General features: G+C 53.7%; 27 protein-coding genes and 1 pseudogene (1 of these 28 cut by a window edge). 8 read left to right on the top strand and 20 right to left on the bottom strand.

The features are described 5' to 3' along the window. Positions 1-256 (top strand): hypothetical protein (locus ABDK92_06930; GenBank protein MEN3186354.1); only part of this gene is annotated, 256 nt, incomplete at its 5' end. On the opposite strand, the gene ABDK92_06925 is transcribed toward ABDK92_06930, so the two are convergent. Next, complete coding sequence (locus ABDK92_06925) at positions 208-1,419, bottom strand: DNA methyltransferase (protein ID MEN3186353.1); 1,212 nt, start codon at positions 1,417-1,419, stop codon at positions 208-210. The genes ABDK92_06930 and ABDK92_06925 overlap by 49 nt on opposite strands. Positions 1,420-1,536: 117 nt before the next feature. Between ABDK92_06925 and ABDK92_06920 the strand changes: the two genes are divergently transcribed. Beyond that, on the top strand, positions 1,537-2,517 hold the full coding sequence (locus tag ABDK92_06920; protein MEN3186352.1) for a DMT family transporter: 981 nt from the start codon (positions 1,537-1,539) through the stop codon (positions 2,515-2,517). Here ABDK92_06920 and ABDK92_06915 read toward each other — a convergent pair. Both ABDK92_06915 and ABDK92_06910 read right to left on the bottom strand, forming a co-directional pair. Next, a pseudogene (locus tag ABDK92_06915) lies at positions 2,435-2,878 on the bottom strand (chromate transporter). The gene ABDK92_06920 and the pseudogene ABDK92_06915 overlap by 83 nt on opposite strands. Next, positions 2,878-3,390 carry a chromate transporter gene (locus tag ABDK92_06910; protein MEN3186351.1) on the bottom strand — a complete coding sequence of 171 codons (513 nt, stop codon included), beginning with the start codon at positions 3,388-3,390 and terminating at the stop codon, positions 2,878-2,880. The pseudogene ABDK92_06915 and the gene ABDK92_06910 overlap by 1 nt, the downstream one beginning before the upstream one ends. Before the next feature lie 75 nt (positions 3,391-3,465). Between ABDK92_06910 and ABDK92_06905 the strand changes: the two genes are divergently transcribed. Further along, entirely contained in the window at positions 3,466-4,080 is a 615-nt protein-coding gene (locus tag ABDK92_06905) for a YigZ family protein (GenBank protein MEN3186350.1), read from the top strand. Continuing rightward, the gene (locus ABDK92_06900) at positions 4,068-5,075 is read left to right on the top strand and encodes an aldo/keto reductase (protein ID MEN3186349.1); all 1,008 of its coding nucleotides are present in this window, start codon (positions 4,068-4,070) and stop codon (positions 5,073-5,075) included. Before ABDK92_06905 ends, ABDK92_06900 begins: the two co-directional genes overlap by 13 nt. On the opposite strand, the gene ABDK92_06895 is transcribed toward ABDK92_06900, so the two are convergent. The 16 genes from ABDK92_06895 to dnaA all read right to left on the bottom strand — a co-directional run bounded on the left by ABDK92_06895 (position 5,072) and on the right by dnaA (position 21,530). After that, a complete protein-coding gene (locus ABDK92_06895) occupies positions 5,072-5,821 on the bottom strand; it encodes a ZIP family metal transporter (GenBank protein MEN3186348.1) in 750 nt (249 codons plus the stop codon). The two genes, ABDK92_06900 and ABDK92_06895, sit on opposite strands and share 4 nt — an antisense overlap. Then, positions 5,822-6,379, bottom strand: coding sequence for a biotin transporter BioY (locus ABDK92_06890; GenBank protein MEN3186347.1), 558 nt, complete (start codon positions 6,377-6,379; stop codon positions 5,822-5,824). Between the two features lie 39 nt (positions 6,380-6,418). Next, the gene (locus ABDK92_06885; GenBank protein MEN3186346.1) at positions 6,419-7,381 is read right to left on the bottom strand and encodes a biotin--[acetyl-CoA-carboxylase] ligase; all 963 of its coding nucleotides are present in this window, start codon (positions 7,379-7,381) and stop codon (positions 6,419-6,421) included. Continuing rightward, on the bottom strand, positions 7,381-8,436 hold the full coding sequence (locus tag ABDK92_06880; protein ID MEN3186345.1) for a lysylphosphatidylglycerol synthase transmembrane domain-containing protein: 1,056 nt from the start codon (positions 8,434-8,436) through the stop codon (positions 7,381-7,383). Before ABDK92_06880 ends, ABDK92_06885 begins: the two co-directional genes overlap by 1 nt. 14 nt (positions 8,437-8,450) lie before the next feature. After that, positions 8,451-9,404: an adenosylcobinamide-phosphate synthase CbiB gene (gene cbiB / locus ABDK92_06875; GenBank protein ID MEN3186344.1), complete on the bottom strand. Its 954-nt coding sequence runs from the start codon at positions 9,402-9,404 to the stop codon at positions 8,451-8,453. Then, positions 9,401-10,000 (bottom strand): alpha-ribazole phosphatase, encoded by a 600-nt coding sequence (cobC, locus tag ABDK92_06870; GenBank protein ID MEN3186343.1) that lies wholly within the window; start codon positions 9,998-10,000, stop codon positions 9,401-9,403. Before cobC ends, cbiB begins: the two co-directional genes overlap by 4 nt. Then, positions 9,997-10,866: a hypothetical protein gene (locus tag ABDK92_06865; protein ID MEN3186342.1), complete on the bottom strand. Its 870-nt coding sequence runs from the start codon at positions 10,864-10,866 to the stop codon at positions 9,997-9,999. Before ABDK92_06865 ends, cobC begins: the two co-directional genes overlap by 4 nt. A gap of 5 nt (positions 10,867-10,871) precedes the next feature. Then, positions 10,872-11,609 (bottom strand): adenosylcobinamide-GDP ribazoletransferase, encoded by a 738-nt coding sequence (gene cobS, locus ABDK92_06860; protein ID MEN3186341.1) that lies wholly within the window; start codon positions 11,607-11,609, stop codon positions 10,872-10,874. Continuing rightward, positions 11,594-12,133 carry a bifunctional adenosylcobinamide kinase/adenosylcobinamide-phosphate guanylyltransferase gene (gene cobU, locus ABDK92_06855; GenBank protein ID MEN3186340.1) on the bottom strand — a complete coding sequence of 180 codons (540 nt, stop codon included), beginning with the start codon at positions 12,131-12,133 and terminating at the stop codon, positions 11,594-11,596. Before cobU ends, cobS begins: the two co-directional genes overlap by 16 nt. Continuing rightward, complete coding sequence (locus ABDK92_06850; protein ID MEN3186339.1) at positions 12,117-13,181, bottom strand: aminotransferase class I/II-fold pyridoxal phosphate-dependent enzyme; 1,065 nt, start codon at positions 13,179-13,181, stop codon at positions 12,117-12,119. Before ABDK92_06850 ends, cobU begins: the two co-directional genes overlap by 17 nt. Then, positions 13,178-15,592, bottom strand: coding sequence for a DNA gyrase subunit A (gene gyrA, locus ABDK92_06845; protein MEN3186338.1), 2,415 nt, complete (start codon positions 15,590-15,592; stop codon positions 13,178-13,180). Before gyrA ends, ABDK92_06850 begins: the two co-directional genes overlap by 4 nt. A 12-nt stretch (positions 15,593-15,604) precedes the next feature. Further along, a complete protein-coding gene (gene gyrB, locus ABDK92_06840; GenBank protein ID MEN3186337.1) occupies positions 15,605-17,506 on the bottom strand; it encodes a DNA topoisomerase (ATP-hydrolyzing) subunit B in 1,902 nt (633 codons plus the stop codon). 15 nt (positions 17,507-17,521) lie between these two features. Next, positions 17,522-17,824 carry a DciA family protein gene (locus ABDK92_06835; GenBank protein ID MEN3186336.1) on the bottom strand — a complete coding sequence of 101 codons (303 nt, stop codon included), beginning with the start codon at positions 17,822-17,824 and terminating at the stop codon, positions 17,522-17,524. Between the two features lie 4 nt (positions 17,825-17,828). Then, a complete protein-coding gene (gene recF / locus ABDK92_06830) occupies positions 17,829-18,908 on the bottom strand; it encodes a DNA replication and repair protein RecF (protein ID MEN3186335.1) in 1,080 nt (359 codons plus the stop codon). A gap of 8 nt (positions 18,909-18,916) precedes the next feature. Then, the gene (gene dnaN / locus ABDK92_06825; GenBank protein MEN3186334.1) at positions 18,917-20,017 is read right to left on the bottom strand and encodes a DNA polymerase III subunit beta; all 1,101 of its coding nucleotides are present in this window, start codon (positions 20,015-20,017) and stop codon (positions 18,917-18,919) included. 157 nt (positions 20,018-20,174) lie between these two features. Then, complete coding sequence (dnaA, locus tag ABDK92_06820) at positions 20,175-21,530, bottom strand: chromosomal replication initiator protein DnaA (protein ID MEN3186333.1); 1,356 nt, start codon at positions 21,528-21,530, stop codon at positions 20,175-20,177. 340 nt (positions 21,531-21,870) lie between these two features. Here dnaA and ABDK92_06815 point away from each other — a divergent pair, with 340 nt between their 5' ends. Together ABDK92_06815 and ABDK92_06810 are read left to right on the top strand one after the other, a co-directional pair. Next, positions 21,871-22,854, top strand: coding sequence for an aldo/keto reductase (locus tag ABDK92_06815; protein ID MEN3186332.1), 984 nt, complete (start codon positions 21,871-21,873; stop codon positions 22,852-22,854). 854 nt (positions 22,855-23,708) lie between these two features. Continuing rightward, positions 23,709-24,218: a hypothetical protein gene (locus tag ABDK92_06810; protein MEN3186331.1), complete on the top strand. Its 510-nt coding sequence runs from the start codon at positions 23,709-23,711 to the stop codon at positions 24,216-24,218. A 169-nt stretch (positions 24,219-24,387) separates the two neighbouring features. Here ABDK92_06810 and ABDK92_06805 read toward each other — a convergent pair whose 3' ends face one another. Continuing rightward, on the bottom strand, positions 24,388-25,056 hold the full coding sequence (locus tag ABDK92_06805) for a S24 family peptidase (GenBank protein ID MEN3186330.1): 669 nt from the start codon (positions 25,054-25,056) through the stop codon (positions 24,388-24,390). Positions 25,057-25,989: 933 nt separating this feature from the next. Here ABDK92_06805 and ABDK92_06800 point away from each other — a divergent pair. Together ABDK92_06800 and ABDK92_06795 are read left to right on the top strand one after the other, a co-directional pair. Continuing rightward, positions 25,990-26,145 (top strand): hypothetical protein, encoded by a 156-nt coding sequence (locus ABDK92_06800; GenBank protein MEN3186329.1) that lies wholly within the window; start codon positions 25,990-25,992, stop codon positions 26,143-26,145. Between the two features lie 268 nt (positions 26,146-26,413). After that, positions 26,414-26,753 carry the beginning of a hypothetical protein gene (locus ABDK92_06795; GenBank protein ID MEN3186328.1) on the top strand. 560 nt of this gene lie beyond the right edge of the window, so 340 of the gene's 900 nt are visible here — the first part of the coding sequence; it begins with the start codon at positions 26,414-26,416; its stop codon lies beyond the right edge, outside the window.

The following is a 26,753-nucleotide window of genomic DNA, read 5'->3' as shown; positions in this document are numbered from 1 at the left end:
GAATCCTTGGCCAAATTGGCTGACGAGCTGCGGACCCTGGTGGAACGCTTCAGGGTGTAGTGGTTTTCCCCCGCTTCTTCCGGAAGAAGCGGGGGTGAGTTACTCTACGATACGAATCAGCTCAATCGGAAGCATCCTCTGGTTGCCACGCCAGGCGGTTTTCGCCCAACTTGCAGAAGGGGTGTGGACCGGAATAGCACTGCCAGTCTATCCTTTTTGGAAAATCAAAATGTTTTCCCTCTGCATCACGTTATAGAGACCAAAAATGATTTTCTTGAGGTTGTGGCAGAGCCGGAATCCCATTGTCTGGGCACAGTCGGTGAAAAAGGTTACGGTGGGAATTTCTCCGCCCATATGGGTGGCATTCCCAAGTACGATCACCGCCTGCTTTCCGGGTTTTAAAACCCGGGCCATCTCCCGGATACTCTGCTTCAGGTCTTCGTTGTAGAGGGCAATTTTTTCCCTCCCCTTGCCCCGGACCCCGATGAAGGATTCCCGAAGGAGAAGGGGGTCATAGCCCATTTCCCGGAAGGCGTGGGCGTCGTTGACCACGTAATCAAGAGCGATGGAATAGGGGGGCGAGGTGATGATGCCATCCACGCTTTCGTCTAGAAGCGGCAGGTTCCGCGCATCCCCCACCCGAATATCGACCCGACCGAGCTCGAGGGGTAAATCCCGGACGAGTTCCGCATAGTCCGAAACTGACCCCACCATCCGCTGGAGGTTTTGCAAGAAAGCGCGGGGAAAATCTCTTCTGCGCCGGGTGTGGTCGCTGGTAGCGACCAGTTGAGCCATGAGGTAGAAGTTCCTCACCCGTTCTTCCGGAATGAAGGAGAGGTCAAGACCCCCCGTTTTTCCTCTTTGGGGTAGCAGGGATTCCACCCTTTCCCTCCACTGGAGAATGTCCGGTAAGACAAAAACCGATTCGGTCTTCACCCTGGTCTGTAAGACACTTAGGGGAGAAACATCAATTCCAATGCAGTGCACCCCCAAAAGTTGCGCTTCTAAGGCAGTGGTACCACTCCCCACAAAGGGGTCAAGGACGGTGTCACCCGGGTTCAGTCCGATAATATTGCAAAGGGCCCGAACCATCTGGGGATGGAACTTCCCCTTATAGGGGTAAATCCAGTGGGTGAGGTACTGGTTGACCGAGCGGGTGCGATTTTTCCCGATAATCCGGGAATACACCGTCGGCGTCCCAGCAATCCGGGCAAAATAGGCGAGTCTCCTTCCTGCTTTGGGGATGTCTTCCGCTTCCACCAGTCTGAATTCCCGAAGTCCGTCTTCGAGGGTGAATTTCACCCCCAACATGGTGAGTTCAAGCTGGGCCAGGGCCAGCTCATAGATGAATTGCACCTGGTCAAAAAGAACCAGCTCCTCCTGCCACAACCCTTTCTCCTTTTGATTTCGGCACTCCATGCCCCTGTTCCCCAGAAAAACCATTCTTTCGGTTTTCTATCCATTATACACCACGAAGATCCAAAAGGAGGGGGACCCCGTTGTTTCTTCTCTCCTTTCCTCTGTATAATGGATGCCATGGTGACCGCACATCGAGGAACGGTATTCCTGGTGATGGCAGCCCTCTTTTGGAGCCTTGGGGGAGTGCTCATTAAGTCGGTGGCTTGGAATCCGCTGGCCATTGCCGGAGCACGAAGCGGTATAGCGGCTCTGGTGTTCCTCCTTTACCTGCGCCGGCCCAGGTTCACTTTCTCTAAAACCCAGATTGGGGCCGCTTTCAGCTATGCCGGGACGGTGGTACTGTTTGTGTTAGCCAATAAATTGACCACCGCCGCCAATGCCATCATTCTGCAGTATAGCGCTCCAATTTACGTGATTCTCCTCTCTGGGCCTCTCCTCCATGAGCGCCCCAGAAAAGAGGACCTTATGGCCGTGGGAACGGTGTTTCTGGGTATGATTTTCTTCTTTCTGGGGAAGGTGGAGTGGGGAAGTCTCCTGGGGAACCTTCTTGCCATTGGAAGCGGGGTGATGTTCGCCCTTTTGGCCATCTTTTTACGTTTAGAACGGAATGGCTCGCCCTTTGAGGCAGTACTTCTAGGTAACATCGTGGCGGCCCTGATTGGCGCTCCCTTCATGGGGCAGGGAACTCTTGAGCCCCGGGGAATAGGGTTCCTGGTGCTTCTGGGGGTCTTCCAGATTGGGGTAGCCTACCTTCTCTACGTGGAAGCGGTGAAAACCGCGACGGCCTTTGAAGCCTGTTTTGTTCCCATCATCGAGCCGATTTTAAACCCGATATGGGTATTCCTCTTTTTGGGCGAAGCCCCGGGAAGGTGGGCACTTTTAGGGGGTGGGGTCATCCTCCTAGCGGTGGTGGGATGGTCCTGGAAAGCGGTCAGAAACGCTACCGGTAGAAGAGAATTCCCAGGAGTCCAGCAAGAAGGAGCAAAAGAACCGGGTTCACCCGGCGCAGAGAGAACAACACCACCCCCCCGGCCAGAAGAAGGAGAGAAAAGACGTTATCCACCCCCCGTTGAAGGAAAGAAAGGGCTACGGAGATAAGGAGGGCCAGGATCACCGGACGTAACCCTCGCAAGAAGTGTGTCACCCAGGAAGAATCGGTAAAATGAACCAGGAATCGGGAGGTGATGGCAACCAGAATCAGAGAGGGAAGGCAAAAGGCGCTGGTAGCAACGAAGGCTCCCAGCATCCCACCCACCCGAAAGCCGGTGAAGGTGGCCGAATTCACCGCGATGGGGCCAGGGGTGAGCTCAGAGAGGGTCACCAACTCCAAAAATTCCCGCTGGGTTAACCAGGTGGTGCGTTCCACCACCTCTTTTTCAATGAGGGGAAGAGCCGCCAGCCCCCCTCCAAAGGCAAAAAATCCCACCCTTAAAAAGGCAAGAAAAAGAGCGAAGTACATCATTTTTTGCGTACCATCCCATACACCCCTCCCAGAAGAACCACCCACAGAGGGTGGAAGTGGAAGAAGCGCAGGAGCACCACAAAAAGGAGGGCCACAATGAGGTCTTCCGCGTTTTTGACGACCGTTTTCCCGATATCCCATACAGCAAAAAGGATGAGGGCCGCCACCATTGGAATGGCCCCATGGAAAAAGTGCCGCACAGGGGTAAGGTTCGCGGCGCGAAAGAGGAAAAAGGCGAGGATCACGATAGAGAAAAAAGAAGGGAGCACCGACCCCAAGATGGAGATAAATTGCCCCCTTGGACCGGCGAGCTTGCGCCCGGCCAGAGAGGCGGTGTTGATGGCTACGGCCCCGGGAAGGCTCTGGGCTAAAGCCAAGATCTCCAGGAACTCATCCAGAGATAAAAGTCCCGGGCGAACCAGTTCCCGCTTGATTAACGGGAGCATGGCATATCCCCCACCCCAAGTGAAGGCACCGATGAGGAGAAATTTTCCAAACAGGAAAAGCATCCGATTTCCTCCCAACCAACCACCCCCTTTTCTTCCTTTCTTCTTCGTATTATACTCCTTAGAGAGGAAATGCCAATGCGAACCATCGCCAGAGAAACCCGGGTAGAACTCATGGTGGAACGCTCCCGGTTCGTTGCCCTGAGTTTTCGGATCGAAAGTCAGGAAGAAGGGAAGGCCAAACTGAAAGAGGTGCAGAATTTCTTCCCCGGTGCCACCCACTACGTGTACGCCTGGCGCCTGAGGGAGAATGGAGAATTTGCTTCCGACGGGGGAGAGCCGGCCGGGTCTGCTGGAAGACCGGTTCTGGGGGCCCTGCGGCACTCTGGGCTCATCCATACTCTAGTGGTGGTGGTGCGCTATTTTGGGGGAAAAAAATTGGGAATCCGGGGACTCATCGAGGCCTACGGGAAGGCTGCCCGAATGGTGTTAGAACGAAGCGGTCTTGCGGAGTACGCCAGAACTTCCCTTTTCACTGTGACCCTGAGCCCTCCCCACCGGGATTTCCTCGTCAACCGCTTGCGGGGAATGGTCCAGGACCGGGAAAGGGTCTCTTTAGACCAGGAAGGGAAGGTCCTTTTGCGGGTTTTGGAAACGGAAAGGGAGGCAGTACAAGCATTTTTAGGGTACATGCACCGCCAAGGAAAAGTGCTCCATTGTGAGGAAAGGGAGGGATTCTGGTGCGATACCTGAACTTAGGAAAAAGTGGGCTTCTGGTGTCAGAGGTGGCGTTAGGAACCATGACCTTCGGGCGGGAGGCAAGCGAAGAGGAATCGGTGCGGATGCTCCACCTCTACCTGGAACGGGGAGGAAATTTCATCGACACCGCCAACATCTATGCCCAGGGACGGTCAGAGGAAATCATTGGAAGAGCTCTCCAGGGCGAAAAACGCCACGGGGTGGTTCTGGCCACCAAGGGATTTTTCCGCATGGGAGAAGGGCTTTATGACCACGGTGCCAATCGCAAGCACCTGGCGCGGGCTTTAGAGGGGAGCTTGCGGCGCCTGCAGACCGATTACCTGGACCTGTACCAGATTCACTGCTTTGACCAGACCACCCCCTTAGAGGAGACCCTGGAAACCCTGGACCTCCTGGTGCGTCAGGGAAAGGTGCTCTACGTAGGCCTTTCCAACTACACCGGCTGGCAGATCGCCCGGGCGGTGGGAATCGCCGAGCACGCTCACCTTCCCCGTTTTATTTCCGCCCAGATGGAGTACAGTCTGGTGGAGCGAAACATCGAGCTTGAGGTGGTGCCCGCCTGTCGGGCTTTCTCCCTTTCCATCATGGCCTGGGGACCCTTGGGAGGAGGGTTCTTGTCCGGAAAATATAAGGCCGGAGAATTTCCCAAAGAGGGTCGGATTGCCCATGCCAAAGCGGAGTGGGAGGAACACTGGAGCCGGCGGGGCACGGAAAAGAACTTCCGGATTTTGAGCCTTCTTGAGGAACTGGCCAAAAAACATGGAAAAACCGTAGCCCAGGTCGCGCTCAACTGGCTCCTCCAAAAAGAAGGGGTCATCCCTATCCTGGGAGCAACGCGTTTAGCACAACTTGAAGATAACCTAGGGTGCGTGGGCTGGTCACTTACCCCAGAAGACATAGAGCACCTCGACGCGGTAAGCGCCCCCGATACTCCCTATCCTTATCGTTTCATCACCTGGGCGAATCAGGTAGTACAGGGAAAAGCTTAGCTAAGGACGTTGTCAAGGAGCATCATGACCATGAATCCAAGCATCAGGGCATAGGTGGTAAAACGGGCATTTTCCCGGTGGTGAGTTTCGGGAATGATTTCGTCGCCAATCACAAAAATCATGGCCCCGGCAGCCAAACTCATTCCCCAGGGAAGAAAAGAATGCATCACCGAAACCAGACCTGCCCCCAAAAGCCCTCCCAATGGTTCCACTAAACCAGTGAGCAATGCGATTAGAAAAGCCTGTGTACGAGTATACCCCACCGAAAGGAGCGATATCGCCACCGCCATTCCCTCGGGAATGTTCTGAAGCCCGATGGCGGTGGCCACCACAGTACCAGTGGTGATATTGCCACTCCCAAAACTCACCCCCACCGCCAGCCCCTCAGGAAAGTTGTGCAGAGTGATGGCAATCACAAAGAGCCAAATTTTGCGCAAACGACTCGCTGGTCCCTCTTGGCCCTTTTCAAAGTGTTCGTGGGGAATCGCTCGGTCAAGGAGGTCCAGAAACAAAGCCCCCAGAGCCACGCCAAAAAACGCCGGCCAGGCTCCGCCAACTTCGATGGCTGGAACCAAAAGGCTAAAGGCTGAAGCGGCAAGCATCACTCCGGCCGCAAACCCCAGAAGTTCATCGTGAAAGCGATGGGAGATACGATGGAGAGAGGGAAAAAGAACCGGAATCCCTCCCACCCCCGTCGCCAGTCCAGCCACTAGGCTTCCCACAATTCCCCACCACAGTGGACTCATTCACTTCCCTCCTCCGGTCATCCTCTCACGCATCCGAAAGGAAACAGCCGCCGCCAGAAAGGCTTTCAGGACATCAAAACCGATGAAGGGGAAAAGCCCCACCTGAAACACCTGGTATGCGGTAAGAGGTTTCCCCACCACTTTCATTATAATATAGAGATAAAAAAGTCCCAAGGGGTAGAGAAAAAGAAGCCCCAGGAGGGAAAATCCCAAAAGCGTCCAAAAAGAGCGGCTCTTTTGGCGGTGCAAAAAGAAGGATAAAAGAGGGGCGCTCACCACAAAACCCAGGATAAATCCAAAGGTGGGTTTGAGGAGATACCCTACGCCTCCAAATGGGGGGGTGGCAAAAACCGGAAGCCCCAAAAGCCCGAGGAGCAAATATCCAAACATCGCCAAAAAAGACTCTTTGGGGGTCAGAGTAAGGCCGCAAAGGAGGACCACCAGGGGTAAAAGGGAAAAGGGAACCAAAGTCGCCGTAAACCGAAAGAGCACGCTCACCGCCACCGCCAGAGCCAGGAAAAGGCTTGCTCGGACTAAAGAACGGAGGGAAACAGTCACGCTCTCACTCCTTTTCTCTTTTAGTTAACCAAAATTATATCAAAGGTTAACTAAAAGAGAAACCTCTCCCCACCAGAAACGCCTCCCCTCTATCCACAAGGCTCCTTCTTCGTCGATTTGCTGCGCTATCCCTTGGACGGCTCCCTCTCCCGAAACCACCCGCACCGGCTTTCCCAAAAAGGGAGCACGAGAGGAAAAAAGAGGAATCCAGGGAGCAAAGTTTTTCTGCTCCAAAAAGCGATGGTACTCCACCCCGAACACCTTCAAAAAGGCCCTTAATACCTCAAATCGCTTGACTGGTTCCCCTTTTACAAGAAAAAGAGAGGTGGCCCGGTCCCCAAGTTCGGGAGGGAAGTTCTCTCCATTCACGTTCACCCCCACACCCGCCACGACCCACTCCAGCCGGTCCATTTCCAAACTACTCTCCAAAAGCACCCCCGCCACCTTTTTCCCAGAAAGAAACAAATCATTGGGCCACTTGAGGGTGGGAGAAAAACCCAAGTCTTCTAAAGCAAGAGTCAGAGAGAGGGCAACAAGCAAAGAAAGGGCGGGGCAAAACCGAGGTTCTATCGGAGGACGGAGCAACAACGAAAATGCAAGAGATTTTTGGGGTTCGGCAAACCACTCTCGCCCCAAGCGTCCCCGACCCTGGGTCTGATTTTCAGTCACCACCAGGGTTCCTTCCGGACACCCCGCATGGGCAAGTTCTTTGGCCGCGGTGCTGGTAGAAGGAGTTTGGGGATAAAAAACCACCCGCAGGCTCGGAAAGGTTTCCTCAAGAAGCACCTCCAAGTAGGGACCAAAAAGGGAGTCCGGAAGCGCCTCCAGCCGGTAACCCTTGCGGGAAGGCTGGACTGGAAAACCCATCTTTTGAAGGGCCTGAACGCTTTTCCACACCGCCACTCGGCTCACCCCTCTTTTTTGGGCTAGAATTGCTCCGGAAATCGCCATGGGAAAAGCACCTACCAGATCCCGAAGGGTGGCTCTCCAGAGTTCCTCCATCACCGCCCCCCCACACCTCGCAACACCCGGAAAAAGACCACTCCTCCTGCAAACATGGGCAAATAGAAGGTGAACGACCGCCACAGAAGAACGAACAACCCTACCTTATTAATCCCCACCAATCCCGAAAAAACCGAAGCCAGCGATACCTCCGCTCCCCCACTGGCTCCGGGGGAGGGAATAAAGGAAAAGATGTAAAACAGAGGAATTTGCATCCCGATGACCCGTAAAATCGGGGGGGAACTGCCCAGCGCCCGGATGACAAAATAGGCTAAGGAAAAAATGAGGGTATAGTTAAACATGTAACACCCCAGGTTCCAGACCAGATACTGGGGTTTTTTGCGGAAAAGGATGGCAAAACCATTCCGGAACTCTTCCAGAAACCCTTCGATCCACTTCCGTACTGCCTCTTCGGAGAACTTCGCCCACCGGAAATGTCGGCGCACAAAGGAAATACCCCAGTTGGTGGCCCGAAAGAGCGCTGAAGGATGGTACAGGAAAAAAAAGAGGAGAAACATCACCACGCTATAGAAAATGGCAAAGGAATAGAGCACCCCCAAAAGTACCCCCCGCAGAGTGAACCCCACCCGAAAGAGGAACACAAAGATAAAAAGGAGAAGGAGCAAACTCACCTGGTAGAGGATCCCGCAGACTACCACCAAGCTACTCGCTTCCCCCCACCCCAGTCCGGAGCGAGCCAGAACGTAGAGCTGGGCCGGAGTTCCTCCGGTCATAAAAGGGGTAATGGAAGCCATGAAGTACTGGGAAAGCACCGCCACCAGGGCACTGCGGAAGGAAATCCTTTTCACCCAGGCCCGGGCGGTGAGATAAACCCGCAAGCCATCCACTATCCAGGTGGCAAAAAGCACAAGGAGCGCCACCCCCAAAAAGGGGAAGTGAAAGCGGGTCTGTTCAATGTCCTCGATGGAAAGACCCCGAAAAGAGGTAAAGGAAAAAATAAAGACCATGCTTCCCACACTGATGAGAATGGGGAAAACCACCCGTTTTTTGATTTTGGCTGGGTCAAAACGGGATACCGGAATGGGATTGTCCATCGATTTCCTCCTTTTTAGCGCCAGAGGAAAAAGGAGAGGGCCACGAACACCCCTGCTGCCCACATACCACCCTGGCGAATGATTTCCAGGGCTTCACCAATTCGCTCTACGGTGAGTTCCTGCAGGGAATCTCCCATAAAAGCCATCTCCTCGCGCTTTCCTCCATAGTAGTTCACCCCTCCCAAGCGTATCCCCAGAGCGCCGGCCATGGCGCTTTCCGGCCATCCAGCGTTGGGACTGGCATGGTTTCTGGCATCCCGGAGCGCGCACCGAAGCGCTCTCCGGGCGCCTCCCGGGGTAAAAATGGTTCCCAGGGCAATGAAGAACACGCTCAGCCGGGCCGGAACGAAATTGAGGATATCATCAAGGCGGGCTGAGGCAAAGCCAAAAAAGAAGTAGCGGAAATCCTGATACCCCACCATGGAATCGAGGGTGTTGGTGATTTTATAGAGAAGCCCCCCCAAACCGCCCAGAAGGCTCATGTAAAAGAGAGGAGCCAGAAATCCATCGCTAAAGTTTTCCGCTAGAGACTCCACACATCCCCGCACCACTTCCCACTCTGAGAGGTGTTCGGTATCCCGGCCCACCAGGTGCTTTAAGCACGCTCGGGCCCGGGGCAAATCTCCTCGCTCTAAAGCCTCCTTCACCTCTTCTCCTCGCTTACGCAGGGTCCGCAGGGCAAGAAAACTGAAGATAAAGTACCCTTCCAGCGCTAAAAAGAGGACCGGAAACCGGCGCCAGAGAAATCGTCCCAAAACGAAGTATCCTCCCCCCAGACCCACAAGGAGCACCACGACGAGTATAAACCCTAGCACAAACTCCTTTCGAAAGTTTCGCTTTCGGGGAAAGAGGACTCCTTCGAGTTTCTCAATGAGCACCCCAACGAGTGCCACCGGATGCCATCGCCCCTGGGGATCACCCAGAAGGGCATCGAGCAAAAACCCCAGCCCCAGAATCACCGCATTCACCTTCTCTCACCCTCCACATTCACCAGGGAAATGAGCTGCAAAAACCCTCCTTCTTCTCGGAATTGCACCACCACACCCGGGTCAAGGAGAATGGAAAAGGTAGAAGCAAAGTCGATACGCAAAAGGTGTACAAGAAGGGAGCGAATCACGCCTCCATGGGTAACGAGAAGATAGCGCCCTTCTGGCTCTTTTTGGAAAGTTTCCCAGAAGGTGGCCACCCTCAAAAGCACGGCCTCAAAACTCTCTCCCCCCGGTGGAGTAAAATGGAGCGGATCCCTTCTCCAGGCTCGCATCTCCTCGGGAAAACCGGTTTCGATCTCCGTCCAGCCTTTTCCCTCCCACACGCCAAATGAACGCTCCTTCAAAGCCTCATGGATCTCAAGCGGAGCCCCGTAGGCCACTATCTGGGCAGTCTCCAGGGTCCGTTTGAGGGGACTCACCAAAACCTTCCGAAACCCATCCTGAGGGAGCATCTCCCGTACCCGCAGGATTCGCCTTCGCCCCTCTGGAGAAAGGGGGATATCCATCCATCCAGCATAGTATCCCCTTTCGGTGGCGTCGGTGTCCCCGTGACGCAAAAGGTAAATTTCCTTCATGACCGAATCACCTTCACCCCTCCGGCAATGGCTTTCGTTGTCCATAGCCGAACCGGATACCTCCTCAGGCACATTTCCACCCGTTCCTGCATCACCGCTTCCGGATACACCCGCCGGTCAAAGAGCACCCCGAAGGCTCTCCCAGTATGAGCTCGATTCACCCCCAAGGCTCCTATTTCCCGACGATGCGCCTGCAACACCGTGAAAACTTCTTCGGGCTCCACCTCCTGCATGATGAAGCTGCTTATAGTGGCAGCCCGGCCCACCAGGTGCAAATCCTGTTCCTCCAGACCTCGCTCCAAAAGGGTAAAGGCTTCCTCGAGTTCTTTTTGGAAGCGTTCCCAGTTTTGTCGCAACCGTTCCCGGTCTACCTCTACGGTCTCCACTGTCCCGGGGAGTTCCACCACCACCACTCCCAGATACCGGGGGAAAGGAAGCCGCACCACCAGCTCTCCCCGGAGGTGGTCAAAGAGGGAAAGAGGTGAAAAAAAGGTCCCATCACTCGGTTCTACCTGAAGCGCCACCCGGGCAATCTCCTCTTCGGAAACTCTCCGTCCCAGAAGAGAAGCCAAAGCTCCCACCGCAGCCGCAACGTCAGCAGTGCTGGAAGCAAATCCTTTTCCCACCGGGATGGAACTGCGGCGAGAAAAACGGATCCGATCTATCAGGTCCTCCCGGCCCCAGAGTCTGAGGGCCACCTCAAGCGCTTTTTTCGTTTTCCAGAAGGGGGTTTCTTTCTCTTTTTCCTCTCCCAGAAACACCATCACCTCACCGAAGCAATCCGCGGTCAGAGAAACCAGAACCTCTTTCCCTTCCCGCAGTCCCTGCACCAGCTCTCCCACACTCCCCGGGCAAAGGGCTCGCATGGTCCTCAAAACCTCCCCAAGAAAAGCACCAGAGCTTCTCCCATCTCGATGGTACACCCCAACATATCGCCGTTCAATCCTCCAAAGCGCTTCTTGAATACCATTCCAAGCAGGTAAATGATACCAAAGTGGATGCCGATTTTCAAAAGGTGTTCTACCCCCTGGAATCTCAGCATCAAAAATCCCACCACGGCCATCCAGAAAAGGGAGAAAAAAAGGGAAACCCTTCCCATGAGTTCCTTCCCTAACCCCTCCTCAGCGAACGGAGGAAATAAAGCCGCCAGTTCCAGCACCCCCAGGCGCCCCAGAAGAGGAGCCCACAGGAAATAGAAGAAGTCCCGAGTTTCCATTAAGAGGATGAGCTTCAGAATGACGAACAAAAACACCCCCAGAGCCCCGAATGTGCCAAGGCGGGAGTCCTTGAGGACAGCTTTGCGACGATCTCTATCCGAAACCCAAAAGGCATCGCAGACGTCCGCCACCCCATCCAGGTGGAGTCCTCCGGTGAAAATCACCAGAACGAGTACCCCAAAAAAAGCTGACAAAGCTAAGCTTTGGGTCCAGGAAAACGAAAGCCACCAGATCCAGAACTGGATAAACCCCAGAGACATTCCCACCAGAGGGAAGAAGAAACTAGCCAAAGCCAGCTCTCCCTCTTCTGCCTGCACCCTCCCCACCGGAAAAACGGTGAGGAAACCAAAGGCCAAACGCAGGCACTTCAGTATTCTTATTTGAGTCGCCATGGAATCCCCGCCAGAAGGATATACACTTCGTCCACCTCTTTCGCTAACCACTGATTCACCCATCCCTGCAGGTCCCGAAAAAGGCGTCCCGCTTCGGTCTCAGGCACAATGCCCATCCCCACCTCATTGGATACCAGAACCAGGAAAAAGCCGTCCTTTTTACGCTTTTCAAGGAGGGCCCTCAATTCCTGCTGAGCTTGCATTTTCACTTTCTCTTCGTCTTTCTCCCGATAGAAGAGGTTATTGAGGAAAAAGGTTACACAATCTACAAGAAGGGCCATCCCCTTCAGATTCTTCCTCAGCACTTCGGCAAATCCAAAGGGCGCTTCCACGGTGGTCCAGGGCTCTTTCCGCTGTGCTCGATGGCGGGCAATCCGCGCCTCCATCTCCGCATCGGTGGGAACCCCGGTGGCACAGTACACGGGCCGCAGGCCACTCTCTTCCACCATCCGCATTCCCTGTTTGCTCTTGCCACTTCGCGCGCCCCCCAAAAGGAGGACGCTTCGGTTATAGCTTCTGGACAAATCTTTCCACCACCTCGAAAAAGAGTTCATTCTCCTCCCGCCGACGCACCGCCAGGCGGAAAAATTCCTCCCCCAGGCCCAAAAATTCGGTCAACCGGCGCACCAGAATACCCTCCTGGAGAAGGAGCTGAAAGAAGTCCTCTGGACTTTTTTTAACCCGGAAGGCGTAGAAATTGACCCGGGAGGGGAAATACTCCAGAATCGACCCCATCCGTCGGAACCGATTTTCCAAAAACTCCCTTTCCCACCCCAAATTCTCCCGGGTACAAGCATGGAAGGAGGATAAATCCGCAGAAGCCAGAAGGAAGAGAGTTCCCGCCAGAACCCCGTTGCAACTCCAGGGCTCAAGGTGGGGCTCCAAAAAGGCTATGTTGTCAGGATGGGAAAGGATGAACCCTCCCCGCAAACCCGGAATGGCATAATACTTGGTGAGGGAACGCACCAAGTAGAGGTTCCGGTCCCGGGCCAGAAACGGAGCGAGGGTCGTCTCTTCCCCCATGAATTCCTGAAAGGCCTCGTCCGCGATCACCACAAGCTCAGAAAACCCCCTTGCACGAAGCGCATGGTAGAGTTTCACTCCTTCTACCTCTCCCAAGGGATTGGAGGGGTTACCCAGAACCAAAACTTCAATCCCCTCTTTTTGGATCACCTCCACCAGACGGTCTTCTTGGGCGGCGGGGAAAAGTAAGAAATGGAACACCACTTTTCCGGAAATTGCAAAAGCCCGGGCATACTCAGTAAAAAGAGGCTCCAAAACCAGTACCCGTTTTACGGGCAAAACCCGGGAAAGAAGGTAAATCCCCTGGGTGGCCCCATTACAGGGAAGAACGAAGGACGAATCGTACCCGTAAAGGGCCGCAATGGGGTTCCGATACAGGGAAAGGTCAAGCGGGGGGTAGAGTTGAGCGAAGCGGAAAAGTTCCCCCCACTTCTCCACGAGCACCTCCGGAGGTCCCCAGGGGTTGAGACTAGCACTGAAATCTGCCCGAATTTTTATTCCGGAGCGTTCAAGTTCAATCCATCTTCCACCATGAGCATGAGTTTTCATTGGATTAAGGCCACGTCAGCAATCTCATCGTTTTTGTCCAGACGAATCAGACGTACCCCCTGGGTGATCCGCCCCTGAAGAGGAATTTCTTCAAGGTGCAGACGAATGAGAAGACCGCTTTTTGTGGAAAGGAGCACCTCTTCGTTCCCTTTAATGGGGGCAACCCCTAGAAGAGGGCCTCCTCGCCCGGTTTTCATGATGATGATACCCCGACCACCCCGGCGGCGCCGGGGGAAATCGGCCATCTCGATGCGCTTGCCTAAACCGAGGCTAGAGACCACAAGCAGGGTTTCTCTCCCTTCAAGAAGGCACGCTCCCACCACATGGTCCTTCTCCCGCAGGGAAACACCCCGTACTCCTCCGGCTACCCGTCCCATAGGCCGGACGTCTTCTTCCGAAAAGAGCAGCCCATAACCCCGGGCGGTGGCTAAGAAAATATTCTGCCCTCCCTGGGTGACGAATACCGCGCTCAAGGCGTCCTTCTCCTCCAGGGTGATGGCCCGGATGCCCTTGCGGGTTATGGACATGAATTCAAGGAGGTCACTCTTTTTCACCTTGCCACGCCGGGTGACGAAGAAGAGGTACTTCCCCTCTTCGAAACGGCGTATTGGAATGAGGGTCACCACCCGCTCCTCTCCCTCCAGAGGGACGAGGTTCGCAAGATGCATCCCCTTCCCCTGACGGGGCGCTTCCGGAATGCGATGGGCGGGAAGCTGGAACACCCGCCCGGAGCTGGTGAAGAGGAAAACCCGGGAAAGAGTGGTGGTCACGGCGATATCTGAGACCAAATCCTCTTCCTTGGTGGTGATGCCGGTAACTCCTTTTCCACCTCGCCCCTGCCGGCGGTAGGTCAAAAGCGGAACCCGCTTTACATACCCATCCCGGGTGAGGGTGATGACGATGTCCTCCTCCCGGATGAGGTCTTCTTCATCCACTTCCTCCTCTTCCTCCACGATCTTAGTGCGACGGGAATCGGCATACTTGACCCGAACAGATTCCAGTTCCTCTTTCACCACTCCCAAAAGAACCTCTTCCTGAGAGAGGATTTCCCGCAAACGGGCCACCTTTTTAGTCAGTTCCTCATACTCGGCGGCAATTTTTTCCCGTTCCAGCGCCACCAAACGTTGCAGGCGCAGCTCCAAAATCGCCTGGGCCTGCTTTTCGGTGAAGGAGAACCGGGTGATGAGGGCCTCTTTGGCCTCCGGAACGCTCTGGGAAGCTCGTATCGTGGCAATCACCGCATCGATATAGTCCAGGGCCTGCAAAAACCCCCTGAGAATATGGATACGTTCCTCCGCCTCGCGGAGTTCAAAAGCACTGCGACGCCGCACCACAGTTTTGCGGTGCTCAATAAAGTGGATGAGGGCCTCTCTCATCCCCAGGATTTCCGGTTTCCCATCCACCAGAGCTAAAAGGATCACTCCAAAGCTCACCCGGAAGGCGGTGTGCTTCAGGAGGTAATTCATCACGTAGTGGGGATTAGCCCCCCGGCGCAACTCCAGAACCACCCGCACCCCATCCCGGTCGGATTCGTCCCGCACTTCCACCACTTCCGAGAGTTTTTTCTCCTCGATCAGGCGGGCAATGTATTCTACGAGCTGGGCTTTGTTCACCTGATAGGGAAGTTCTCGGATGATGAGAGCCTGCTTCCCTTTTCCCACCTCTTCAAAATAGGCTTCCCCCTGCAGAGTGAATTTTCCCTTCCCCTCCCGGAAGTACTCCTCAATCCCTCGGCGTCCCACGATTTTGCCTCCAGTAGGAAAATCAGGTCCGGGAATGAAGCGTAAAAGCTCCTGATACGAAGCCTGGGGGTGATCGATGAGAAAAAGAATCCCCTCGATGAGTTCCCCCAGGTTGTGGGGGGGAATGTTGGTGGCCATACCCACGGCAATCCCGGAAGCCCCGTTAGCTAAAAGTTGCGGCCAGAGCGCCGGGAGAACCGTTGGCTCTTTGGCCGATTCGTCGAAGTTGGGGACAAACTCCACCGTCTCCTTTTCCAAATCCTGGAGGAGTTCCGCAGCAATGGCGGACAAGCGCACCTCGGTATAGCGCATGGCCGCGGGGGGGTCTCCATCTACTGAACCAAAGTTTCCATGGCCGTCCACCAGAGGATAACGGTAGGTGAAATCCTGGGCCATGCGCACCAGGGCCTCGTACACCGCCATGTCCCCATGGGGATGGTATTTTCCCAGAACATCTCCCACCACTCGAGCACTCTTACGGTAAGGTTCCCCAAAGCGCAAATTCATCTCGTGCATGGCGTAGAGAATGCGCCGCTGCACCGGTTTGAGCCCGTCGCGGATATCAGGTAGGGCCCGCCCCACGATGACGCTCATGGCGTAGTTGAGGTACGCCTCTTTCATCTCCCCAGCAATATCAACCAGAATCACTTTTCCTTTTTCTTCAGTCATGGCCCTTCGTCCTTATATATCCAGATTCACCACTTCATGGGCGTGCTCCCGGATGAATTCCCGGCGGGGTTCCACTGCATCACCCATGAGGATACTAAAGGTTTCTTCTGCCAAAAGCGCGTCTTCCACCGTCACCTGCTTGAGGGTCCGGGTTTCTGGGTTCATGGCTGTCACCCATAACTGTTCGGCGTTCATCTCCCCCAGGCCTTTATAGCGCTGGATGGTGTACTTCTTCCCCCTAAGATTCGCCAGAAGTCCTTCAAGCTCCCGGTCGTCGAAAGCGTAATAGTCGTTCTTTCCCTCTTTCACCCGGTATAAGGGGGGAAGAGCAATAAAAATCCTTCCTCCTTCGATCAAATCTTTCATGTACCGGTAAAAGAAAGTAAGGAGCAAGGTCCGGATATGGGCTCCGTCCACATCGGCATCGGTCATGATGATTACCCGGCGGTAGCGTACCTTGTCGGGATTAAAATTTTCCCCAATTCCACATCCCAGGGCGGCCACGATGTTCCGAATTTCCTCGCTTCCCAAAATCTTGTGGAGGTTGGCCTTCTCCACGTTGAGGATCTTTCCCCGCAAGGGCAAAATGGCCTGGAAGCGCCGGTCCCGACCCTGTTTGGCTGAGCCCCCAGCTGAGTCACCCTCCACGATGAACAGTTCCGCTCGCTCTGGATTGCGTTCCGCACAATCGGCCAACTTCCCTGGAAGGGAAACCGACTCCAGAGCATCCTTTTTCCGCTCTAACTCCCGAGCTCTTTTGGCCGCCAAGCGTACCCGCACCGCTTGGAGGATTTTCTCCACAATCGGACGGGCCACCTCCGGATTTTCCTCAAAAAAGGAGGAAAGAAAAGTATAGGCGAGGTCTTCTACCACTGGGCGAACTTCAGGGTTCCCGAGTTTGGTCTTAGTCTGTCCCTCAAACTGGGGATTGGGAAGGAGCACGTTCACCACCGCGCACAAACCCTCTCGAACATCATTCCCCGTGGGTGGTTCCTCTTTCTCCTTCAAAACCCCGTGGCGCTCCAAGTACTCGTTCACCACCCGGGTGAGGGCAGTTTTAAAACCGGTCACGTGAGTGCCACCCTCTTCAGTGTTGATGTTATTGGCGAAGGAAATCAGGTTTTCCAGGTACCCCTCGTTGTACTGCAGGGCCACCTCCACCTTCACCCCGTCCCGTTCCCCCCCAAAGAAGATGGGGTCAGGGTGTAAAACTCCCTTCCCCGAGTTGAGGTGAACCACCAGAGCCCGGATTCCCCCCTCAAAAGCGTACCGTTTTTCCTTTCCGCTACGCTCATCCAGAATGCTGAGAGATAAACCCGGGTTGAGGTAGGCCAGTTCCTTCAACCGCTGCGCCGTGGTATCGAAATGGAACTCGGTGTCGGGGAAAATGAGGGGATCCGGCTTAAAGCGGATGGTGGTACCACTGCAGTCGGTATCGCCCACCACCTCAAGCTCGGTCACCGGCTTTCCCCGCTCGTAGCGCTGGCGATAGCGTTTTCCCTTCGTGCAGACCTCCACAAGAAGCCACTCCGAAAGGGCGTTCACTACCGAAACCCCTACCCCATGCAGACCTCCTGAAATGGTGTAGGCTCCACTGCCAAATTTTCCTCCCGCATGGAGCTTGGTCAACACCACCTCCACCGCCGGACGTCCCGCCTCCGGATGCACCTCCACCGGAATTCCCCGGCCGTTGTCCGCCACCGAAGTACTCCCGTCCCGGTGCAGGACCACCCGCACTTCGGTACAGCACCCAGCCAGGGCTTCATCGACGCTATTATCCACCACTTCAAAAATCAGATGGTGCAGTCCCCCAGAACCGGTATTCCCGATGTACATGCTGGGGCGCTTGCGTACCGCTTCTAACCCTTCTAAAACCTGAATCTGTTCCGCACTGTACTCCCGCACTTGAGCCAACTTTTTCTCACCTCATCACTGACACTGAATCTTCACTCGTTCCACCGCTAAACCAGCTTCCCGAAATTTTTCCCGGATGGCCGAAACCCTGGCCTTCACCTGAGCGGTGTAGAGGGGATCCTCCACCCGCAGGTACAGCGTTCCATGGCTAAACCTGACCGGAGCCGCCACCGCCGCTATTTCCGGAAACCACTCCCCAAAGTGCCGTAGTGAAGAATAGGCCGAAATCTGGGGAGCAATTCCCGCCTTTTTCAGGTACTCCGCTAAAATTTCCCCGATGGGGGTGGGTTTCCCCGAAAAGAACCGGTTTTCGGTCACCGGCTCACCACCGCCTGATTCCTCCCTCCTCCACCTCAAATCCCTGGGCTAAAGAGGTTTTCACCGCCTTCTCCGCAAGTTCTCGCTCTGTGGTGGTGACGAACACCTGACTCCCCCGCAAAACCTGCTCCAGAACCAGACGACGGCGTTTTTCATCCAGCTCGGAAAAGAGGTCATCGAGGAGCACCACCACCCTCTCCCTAGTCTTTTTACGAATGACCTCCATTTCCGCTAGCCTCAAAGCTAACACCACTCCTTTTCTCTCCCCCTGGGAAGCAAAGTCCCGTACCTCCTGTCCTCCCAGAAGAAGACAAATCTCATCCCGGTGGGGACCAAAAAGGGTCATACCCCTCTCTTTCTCCTCTTCTTCAAACTCCTTCTGCGCCTTCTTTAAACCCTCTTTGATTCCTTCCCTCCACGAGTACCCCTCACTACGGTACTCGACTTCCAGCACCCCCCTCCCAAAAAGAGCCTGGTAGGACTCTTTCAGAAAGGGAGCGAAAACCCCCATATATTGTACTCGCCACTCCACAATCCGCCAAGCCAGAGCGAGCATTTTCTCACTATAGGCGGGGAGGAGTTCCCTCCCCTCCCCTTCTCGCAAGAGCCAGTTTCTCCGCTCCACCACCTTTTCGTACTCCCGCAGGAATTGACGATAGGGAGGAAAAAGAAAGGAAATAGCCTGATCAAAGAAGTACCGGCGATTCTTGGGGGCTCCTCCCACGATTTCGGCATCTTCGGGGAAGTACCCCGTCAGCCACACTGGATCCTCTCCTTTTCCTCGCTTTCCATTCACCCGCCATTCCTTTTTCCCGTTGTGGTGCAGGACCACCTCTTTGGTAAAAAATCCCCTGGCACCCTGGATTTTTGCTCCGATAAATGCCCCCTCTTCCCCAAAGTAGACAAGTTCATGATCTTTAGCCCGGCGAGGAGAAAATCCCCGGGCCAAAAGAAAAAGGGCCTCCAGGAAGTTACTTTTCCCTTGGGCATTATCCCCCACCAAGAAAATACAACCTTCAATAAAATTAAACTCCACCTTCCGCAGGTTCCTGAAATTCCGCACCTGAACTTCCTGGAAGTACATAGAGGAGGCTACTCCTCCCTAAGCTTCACCGGCATCACCACGTACTGGAATGGCCCTCCTTCCTCAAACACCTTGGCCGGAGAGAGTTCCCCTGAAAGTCCAATCTTTACTCGTTCCCAGTTCACCACCCGCAAAGCCTCCAGAAGATAACGGACGTTAAAAGCTACGTTCAGGCGCTTCCCTTCCACTTTTCCCTCCACTTCTTCTTTGGCCACTCCCACGTCTTGAGCCTGACACACGATCTCTACTCCCTCCTCTTTGAGGACCATTTCCACCACCGGGCTCCCCGCCGAAGCCACCAGCGAAGCCCGTTCCAACGCCCCTAAAAACTCCACCCGGAGAACCTCGATCTCGGTGATGAACTCTTTGGGAATCACCTGCTCATAGCGGGGATATTCTCCCTCAATAAGTCGAGAAAAGAGGTCCGTACCATCCAGACGAAAGAGGACTTCTCCCTTTCCTGGAAAAATGGTCACCTTTCCCCCAGAGACAAGACGCAACAACTCACTGGCAGAGCGAGCAGGGATGATACCCTGGTACTGCTCTACGGTACTCCCAAAATCCTTGATCTGGCGCACGCTGAGGCGGTGTCCATCGGTTGCCACCAGGTATAGCTTTCCTTCTTGAAGAGAGAAGAATACCCCGGTGAGCGGAGGACGCATTTCGTCTTTGGAGACGGCAAAGTAGGTCTGTAAGAGCGCTTCCTTCAACTCTCCTCCATCTACAACAATCGGAGAATCTTCAGGGAAGGGTGGAAAAAGCGGAAAATCCTCTGGAGAAAACCCAGAGAGTTTATAGTAACTCTTCCCAGAAAAAATCTCCACCGTGGAATCAGGCTGGGAAATGAGGCGTATGGTTCCTCTACCGCTACTCCGCACTAGGTTATAGAAAATCTTTCCAGGCAAAACTGCATTTCCTGAGGTTCTCACTTCTACTGCACACCAGGCTCGCACACCCATTTCGTAATCAGTAGCAGTGAGTCGTAATTCATTTTCCTCAGCTTCGAGTAGAATTCCAGAGAGCACCGGTACCGCTGGACGTCCAGAAACCACTCGGTACACCCTTCCCACCATCTCTTTAAGGAGGGTGACGTCGATTTCTATTTCCACCTTTTCATCCTCCCTTCTTGTACTCTTTTGAAATACCTTTCAAAACATAGTAGTAGTAGAGATACGTCTTTCCTGTGGAAAACTCTCCCTTTTTCCTTTTGGCTCTTCTCTTCCTGGAACACCAAAACCTGTGCATAAGGTGTTTTTCTGGTTTTGACTAGCTTTTTTCAGCCCGGATTTTTTCAATTAATCCACTGATTTCCGCCGCGAACTGTGGATTGCTCTTTATATCCCCTTTGATTTTCTCGTAGGCATGGAGAACTGTCGTGTGGTCCCGTCCTCCAAATTCCTCTCCAATGGAGGGGAGAGATAAGTCGGTAAGTTCCCGGGCTAAATACATGGCGACCTGCCGGGGGTAGGCTACCTCTTTACTACGCTTTTTGGCTCGCATGAGGCTAGGTTTAAGGTTGAAGTGTTCGGCCACCACCCGCTGGATGGTGAGCACTGAGATCTTGTGGTTCTCCCGCCGGGGAAGGATGTCTTTGAGGATTTCCTGGGTGATTTCCAAGGTAGGACTCACCCGGTTTAAGGTGCAGAAAGCTTTGATTCGCACCAGGGCTCCTTCCAACTCCCGGATGTTAGAGGGGATGCGATTGGCGATGAAGTTCATCACCTCTTCCGGTACTTCCACTCCTTCTATCTCCGCCTTTTTGCGCAGGATAGCAATCCGGGTTTCTAAATCCGGGGGTTGGATGTCAGCAATGAGTCCCCATTCGAACCGGGAGCGCAAGCGGTCTTCAAGGGTGGGAATCTCCTTGGGTGGCCGGTCGCTGGTGAGTACAATCTGTCTGAAGGCTTCATGCAGGGTATTAAAGGTATGGAAGAACTCCTCCTGAGTCCGCTCTTTTCCAGCCAGGAACTGGATATCGTCAATAAGGAGCACATCTACGTTACGGTACTTCTGGCGAAACTCTTCAGTCTTATCATCCCGAATGGCGTTGATGAGCTCATTGGTGAATTTCTCTGAAGAAGCGTAAACGATCCGGGCTTTGCTATCGCGGTTTAAGATGTGGTGGCCGATAGCGTGCATGAGGTGGGTTTTTCCCAGACCCACGCCCCCGTAGATAAAAAGGGGATTGTAGGAACGGGCCGGGCTTTCGGCCACCGCCATGGCTGCGGCGTGGGCGAACTTATTACTGTTTCCCACTACGAAACTTGAAAAGGTATACCGAGGGTTGAGGTTGGGTTTCTCCCATTCTCCCCCCCAAGCCGGTTCCAAAGGTCTTTCCCCTTCTTTCCCCAGGGAGGGTTCCACCACCACTCCGATTTCTAAGTTAGGAAGGTCCGTCCCAAGTGCCTTTTGAAAGGCATAACGAATGAGTTCTAGATACCGCTGTTCCAGCTTTTCCCGGCAAAATTCGCTGGGCACCGCCAGGATGAGCTTTCGTTCACTGGCCGAAATGGCTCTGGTATTCTCCAACCAGGCATGGTACTCTGGAACGGAGAGCTGTTTCTCTAAAATCGACAGAGTTTTTATCCACAGCTCCTGAACCTCTTTTGAGAAGGCTTTCATACTGATACACCTCAACTATTCGATTTCCATCCACGGAGTTTTCCACAACCCATTCCTTAAACCCTCCTTTTTCCCGTCCTTTAAGGAAAAAATCACCATTTTCTATTTTTTCTTTCCCATTTTTCTCTTTTTCCGCGGGAGGGTGGAAAACCGTTCTGTCCTCCATTTAACCATAGATTCCTCTTCCTTGCAAGTTATCCACAGCTTACTCACAGTTGTGGATAACTGGTGAGAGGCGGGGTTTTGCCCTTACGATTCCAGAAAATTTTTCTTTTTCCCTCGCCTTGGGGGAAAAAGGAAAAATTTTCTGTGGTATAGTAGAAAAAAAGGAGTGGGAATCATGAACGAACGAATTTTTGGACGGTGTGGTGTGGCAGTGAGCGAAGTGGGTTTTGGGGCCTGGGCCATTGGAAGCGGCTGGGGAAAAGTGGAGGAAGAAGATGCCATCGCCGCTCTGCACAAGGCCGTTGATTGTGGAATGAACTTCATCGATACTGCCGACGTGTACGGCGACGGAAGGAGCGAACAACTCATTGCCCGAGTTCTCAAGGAACGAAAAGAGCGAGTTTTTGTGGCCACCAAAGCCGGACGGCGTCTTTCTCCTCATACTGCTGACGGTTACAACGAGGAAAACCTCACCCGGTTTGTGGAGCGGAGCCTCAAAAATCTCCAGGTTGACACCATCGACCTTTTGCAGCTCCATTGCCCACCGACCGAGGTCTACTATCGCCCTGAGGTTTTTGAGGTCCTCGATAAACTCGTCGCCGGGGGAAAAATTCGCTACTATGGGGTTAGCGTCGAGAAGGTGGAGGAAGGTTTGAAGGCCATCGAGTATCCTGGAGTGCGCAGCGTGCAGATCATCTTCAACGTCTTTCGGCAAAGGCCCGCAGAGCTCTTTTTCTCTCGCTGTCGGGAAAAGCGGGTGGCTATCATCGCGAGAGTGCCACTCGCCAGTGGTCTTCTGACTGGAAAGATGACCAAAGACACCGCTTTTCCTCCTGATGACCACCGGAACTTTAACCGCTATGGGCAGGCCTTCGACCGGGGAGAGACCTTTGCCGGAGTGGACTTTGAAAAGGGCCTGCAGGTGGTCGAGAAACTCAGGGCGCTTGTTCCTCCAGGTTACACCATGGCCCAGTTTGCCCTGAAATGGATTCTCATGTTCCCGGAGGTGACTACGGTTATTCCCGGAGCCAAGAATCCTCGTCAGGCAGAGGAAAACGCAAGGGCTTCAAGCCTTCCACCTCTTTCGGAGGAAGTCATGGCAGAAGTGGAACGGATTTACTGCACTTCAATCCGGGAGGATGTCCACCACCGGTGGTAGGGGTTTTGGAAGGTTGACTCCGCATGGTATTCCTGGAGGGGGTGTGAGAGATGATCCGCGGCGCCATGGGGTGATTCCGGAAGGTTGGGAAATCAGGGCGTTCCTCGGAGGGTTTTTGGAGAAAGTTTCATTCTTCATTCGCTGGCGTACAAGCCGGTTCGGGAATAGATGGTAAGGGGGCAAAAAGTCGGAGATCCGTTCCAGCTTTTCTTCAAACCCCGCGATGTCCTTACCGGTGGATTCGTTTATCGACGTCCACACCTCTGAAGAATCTCAAAATACCGGTTGAGGGCCGTCTCGATGGAAGAGGCAAAAACGTCTTTCGCCAGGGTTCCCAGTTTGTTGGTCAAATTCCCCATTACTCTTGCATGGATCCGATGCTCCTTTGCGACGACTAGCCCTTGAACGTTTGCATCCCCTCTTGAGGTCTCGTGTCTTGTTCTTCAAATTTTGGATTTCAATCTCCGTTTTCTGCTGAATGTAGGGTACCCGCATCAAGGCTTCTTCCAGTCGGTCCACCCGTTCGGCAGTCGAGCCCATGGTCATCACTTTTATACCATTCTCCCAGACCTTTTGAGAAAGAGGGTAGGCTGGCCTTTTTCTCCTGCAGGACGGTGTATAATGCTCTGAAAGGAGGTAGAAAAAGTGAAAAAACGCCTGATTCCCTTCGTTTTTCTTTTCGTTTTGGTGCTTCTTTCTGGGAGCACTCTCGGCTGGGGGTCCTCGGTGCGGGGAGGGGGGTTTTCGAACCTTAGCTAACCTTTCCGAAACCCAGATCAAAATCATCCTGAAAGGAAAAAAATGGGGAAAACCTTACCGGAGCCTCTCTTGCCCTTTTAGAGCTTAACCTCACCTTGAACGAAGATTCGAAAGGGAAATACCTAGCCCTCTTCAAACAGATTGAATCGACCAGAGCTTACACCCTTACCATTTCCGCTCCAGGCTACGAACCGCAAACCCGTTCTCTTACCGTACGAGGGAATTTCCTCAGTATCTTCTCCGTAGTTATGACGCCAAGTACCGGTGAAGAGCCCCAGGGTGGCGAAACTGAGATTCAGCAACCAGCCTCGGCCGTGACGGGAACGATGACCCTCCTTTCCCCTTCCCGCTCTGAAATCCATGCTGATGGTCCCATTTCTGGCTGGTGGCTACGAGCGCCGGGACACTCTGCGTGGTTCACCTTTGCCCCTGCGAGAATCCGTGGGGTGGCTTCGGCCGCGCTCAACTTCGTTTTCCTGGTCACCAACCGTGCCAATGGGGGAAGCGGATTTACCACCCATCCCCAGGCGGAAATCCTCGACGCCCGGGGCCAGATTCTTCATACCCATTTCGCCCCCGCTGTGAGGACGATACCCATGGGGTAGGGTATGAAGTCTGGGGCTTTTACGAAGCCCCGATTCTTACCGAACTTCTTTCCAGGGATCGCCCCTTTACGGTGCGCTTGGCCTGGCCCTTCACCAAAGAAGTACACCTTGCTGCTCGGGACAACTCCGTCGTTTTGGCCTATGTGGTGGGAAAGGCTCCCAGGTAAGCCTACGTCTTTCGCAAATGGTTGAGGTAATTGAGAGTAAAGAGCACCTTGCCCTTGATGGAAACCTCATGGGTATCTAAAATCCGGGGTTCGTAGCGGCTATTTTTGGGTTGTAAGACCACCGTTTTTCCCCGGAAAAAGACCTGTTTTATGGTGAGCCCTTCTTCGTCCACCTCTAAAACCGCAATATCCCCGGACTGGACGGCGATGTCCGGGGAAAAACACACCAGTCCCCCGGGAACGATTCCTGCTTCCAGCATGGAATCCCCCAGGGCGCGGATAAAGTAGACCCGAAGGCCGTGCTGGTAAGCCTTCCCCACCGCCATTTCTAAGAACTCCCTGGGGATGGGCTGTAAGGCATCGATATAGTCGTCGAAGCGTTCGGTGGGTATTCCGCAGGGGATACTGCCCGAGAGTAAGGGCACCAGCACCATATCCGGGGAAACCTCAAAGAAGTCCTTGGAGAAAATACCCTCCCGCAGGAAGAGTTCCTTTTCCGGCATCTCCAGAACCTCGGCTAATCGCTTTAAGTGCTTCATGCCTGGCTTTCGATACCCGGTAATCCAGTTAGAAACAAGCTCCTGAGAAACTCCCAGAAGCTTTGATACCTCTTCCTGGGTGAGCCTTCGCTCTTTGAGTAACTCCTTCAGCCATCGGCGTTCCTGTCTCATGTGTCCATTTTAGAGAATGGTGTTCCGAAAGTAAAGATGGCCCCCACCAAAAAACGCTCTCCCCGGAAAATCACCCCATCTTCGTATTATGTGTAAATTACATAATGTTTAAACTCAGAAAAGAGGTTGGCCCATGCGTTTTTAAAAGCCCCATACCGGACCTTTTTGCACCTGGCGGGAGTGGGAAGATGAACAAAGTGTTTGGTGGTTACCCTGTGCATCTTATTTTACCATGCCGGCTCTTCCGGGTAGTGTTTTCCGGGGTATAGGAAAATCATGGAATTCTCGGGTGAGGAGCAAAACCACTATCTCCCGGGTTTTACGGATTCTCCAAAAAGGGGGTTTCATCGTGGTTATCCCATCCCGCAGAACGCATGCTCCCAACTACTCTTTCGCTAAAGAAAAGGGAGCGTATCCCTAACGGTGAATGGAAAAACATTCCTCCTTCCAGGAGCCTGCGCTTGTGAACCTCACTGTTTCAAGCAAATCAGAGGTAGGACGAGGGTCGCCGCCGCGTGATTTCCCTCTCCCGGACTGCTCCCGTTACGGGAAATCCTTTATCCCTCACCTGGGAGCGGAAAACTGAAAAAAGTGGTGAAATATCTCAAAATGGTGGTCCACAGGGTGGGGCTCAAAGTCTATGGCCAGGAAGTAGAAGAAAAAGCCTGGGTGGCATTCCCCGAGCTGTAGGGGGAAACTCTGGAAAACCTTCTCAAGCAATTTTTATCTCAAGAGGGGTATCGATGAAGGTCCGTATTGGAATCCCCTTTTTGCGTGTTCGGTCTCTTCAAGGGGTTTCGGGTTTCCAAATCAGTCTGTATAGTGCACCCTTTTTGGGGTAAGGAGCCGAATCCTGGCATCATCTTTGGTTTAGGGTTGGTTGGAGCGAACTCTCCATGCTGGCTTGATGATTACTGATGGAGTCATCAACGGATGAAGCGTCAAAGATTTGCTTTCGCAGGGTTTTGGGGGTTTTCGATGGTTCCATGCCAGAAATTGACGCTTCTTTTACCTGGTGTTACCATAGAAGCATTGGAAGTTTTTGCAAGGAGGGTGAAAGATGGTGAAGAAGCCAAGGTTGATTTTTGACGTTGTTTTCTTGGTTCTTCTTGTGTCCAATTCCTTTTTTCTGGGATGTGACAGTGACTCTGGGGGAAACCCCCCGACTCCGAAAGCGTAGATGCAACTCCCATTCCCACCGAAGCCCCCACTCCTAATGTAGACCCCACTCCAGCTCCAACCATAACCCCTGCCTCAACGGCGACTCCCGCCCCGACTCAAACAGCGAGTCCAACATCTTTGGTCCATAATCTCACCCGAAACCTTTTCTATACCACCATTCAGGGAGCCATCGACGATGCCAGAAACGGCGACGAAATCGTGGTTACCCCCGGAACTTATGAGGAAAATATTGACTTTCGAGGAAAGAACCTCACGCTGCGTAGTGAAAAACCCCCAGGACCCTTCCATCATTGCCTCAACCATCATCGACGGGGAAAACGAGGGAAGTGTGGTGACATTTCAGAGCGGGGGAACCCGCCAAGCACTCCTTGAGGGGTTCACCATCCGGCATGGAAAGGGTACCATGCAGTACTGGCCAAGTGCCGTTTTAACCTACGGTGGTGGCATCTATATCAAAGATTCTTCTCCCAATATTACCTTCAACGTCATCCGGGAAAATTCCGCAACCGACCGTG

This window comes from Atribacterota bacterium, from assembly GCA_039638595.1.
Lineage (GTDB): Bacteria > Atribacterota > Atribacteria > Atribacterales > Caldatribacteriaceae > Profundicultor > Profundicultor thermophilus.
This window is presented reverse-complemented; position numbering and strand designations above follow the sequence as displayed.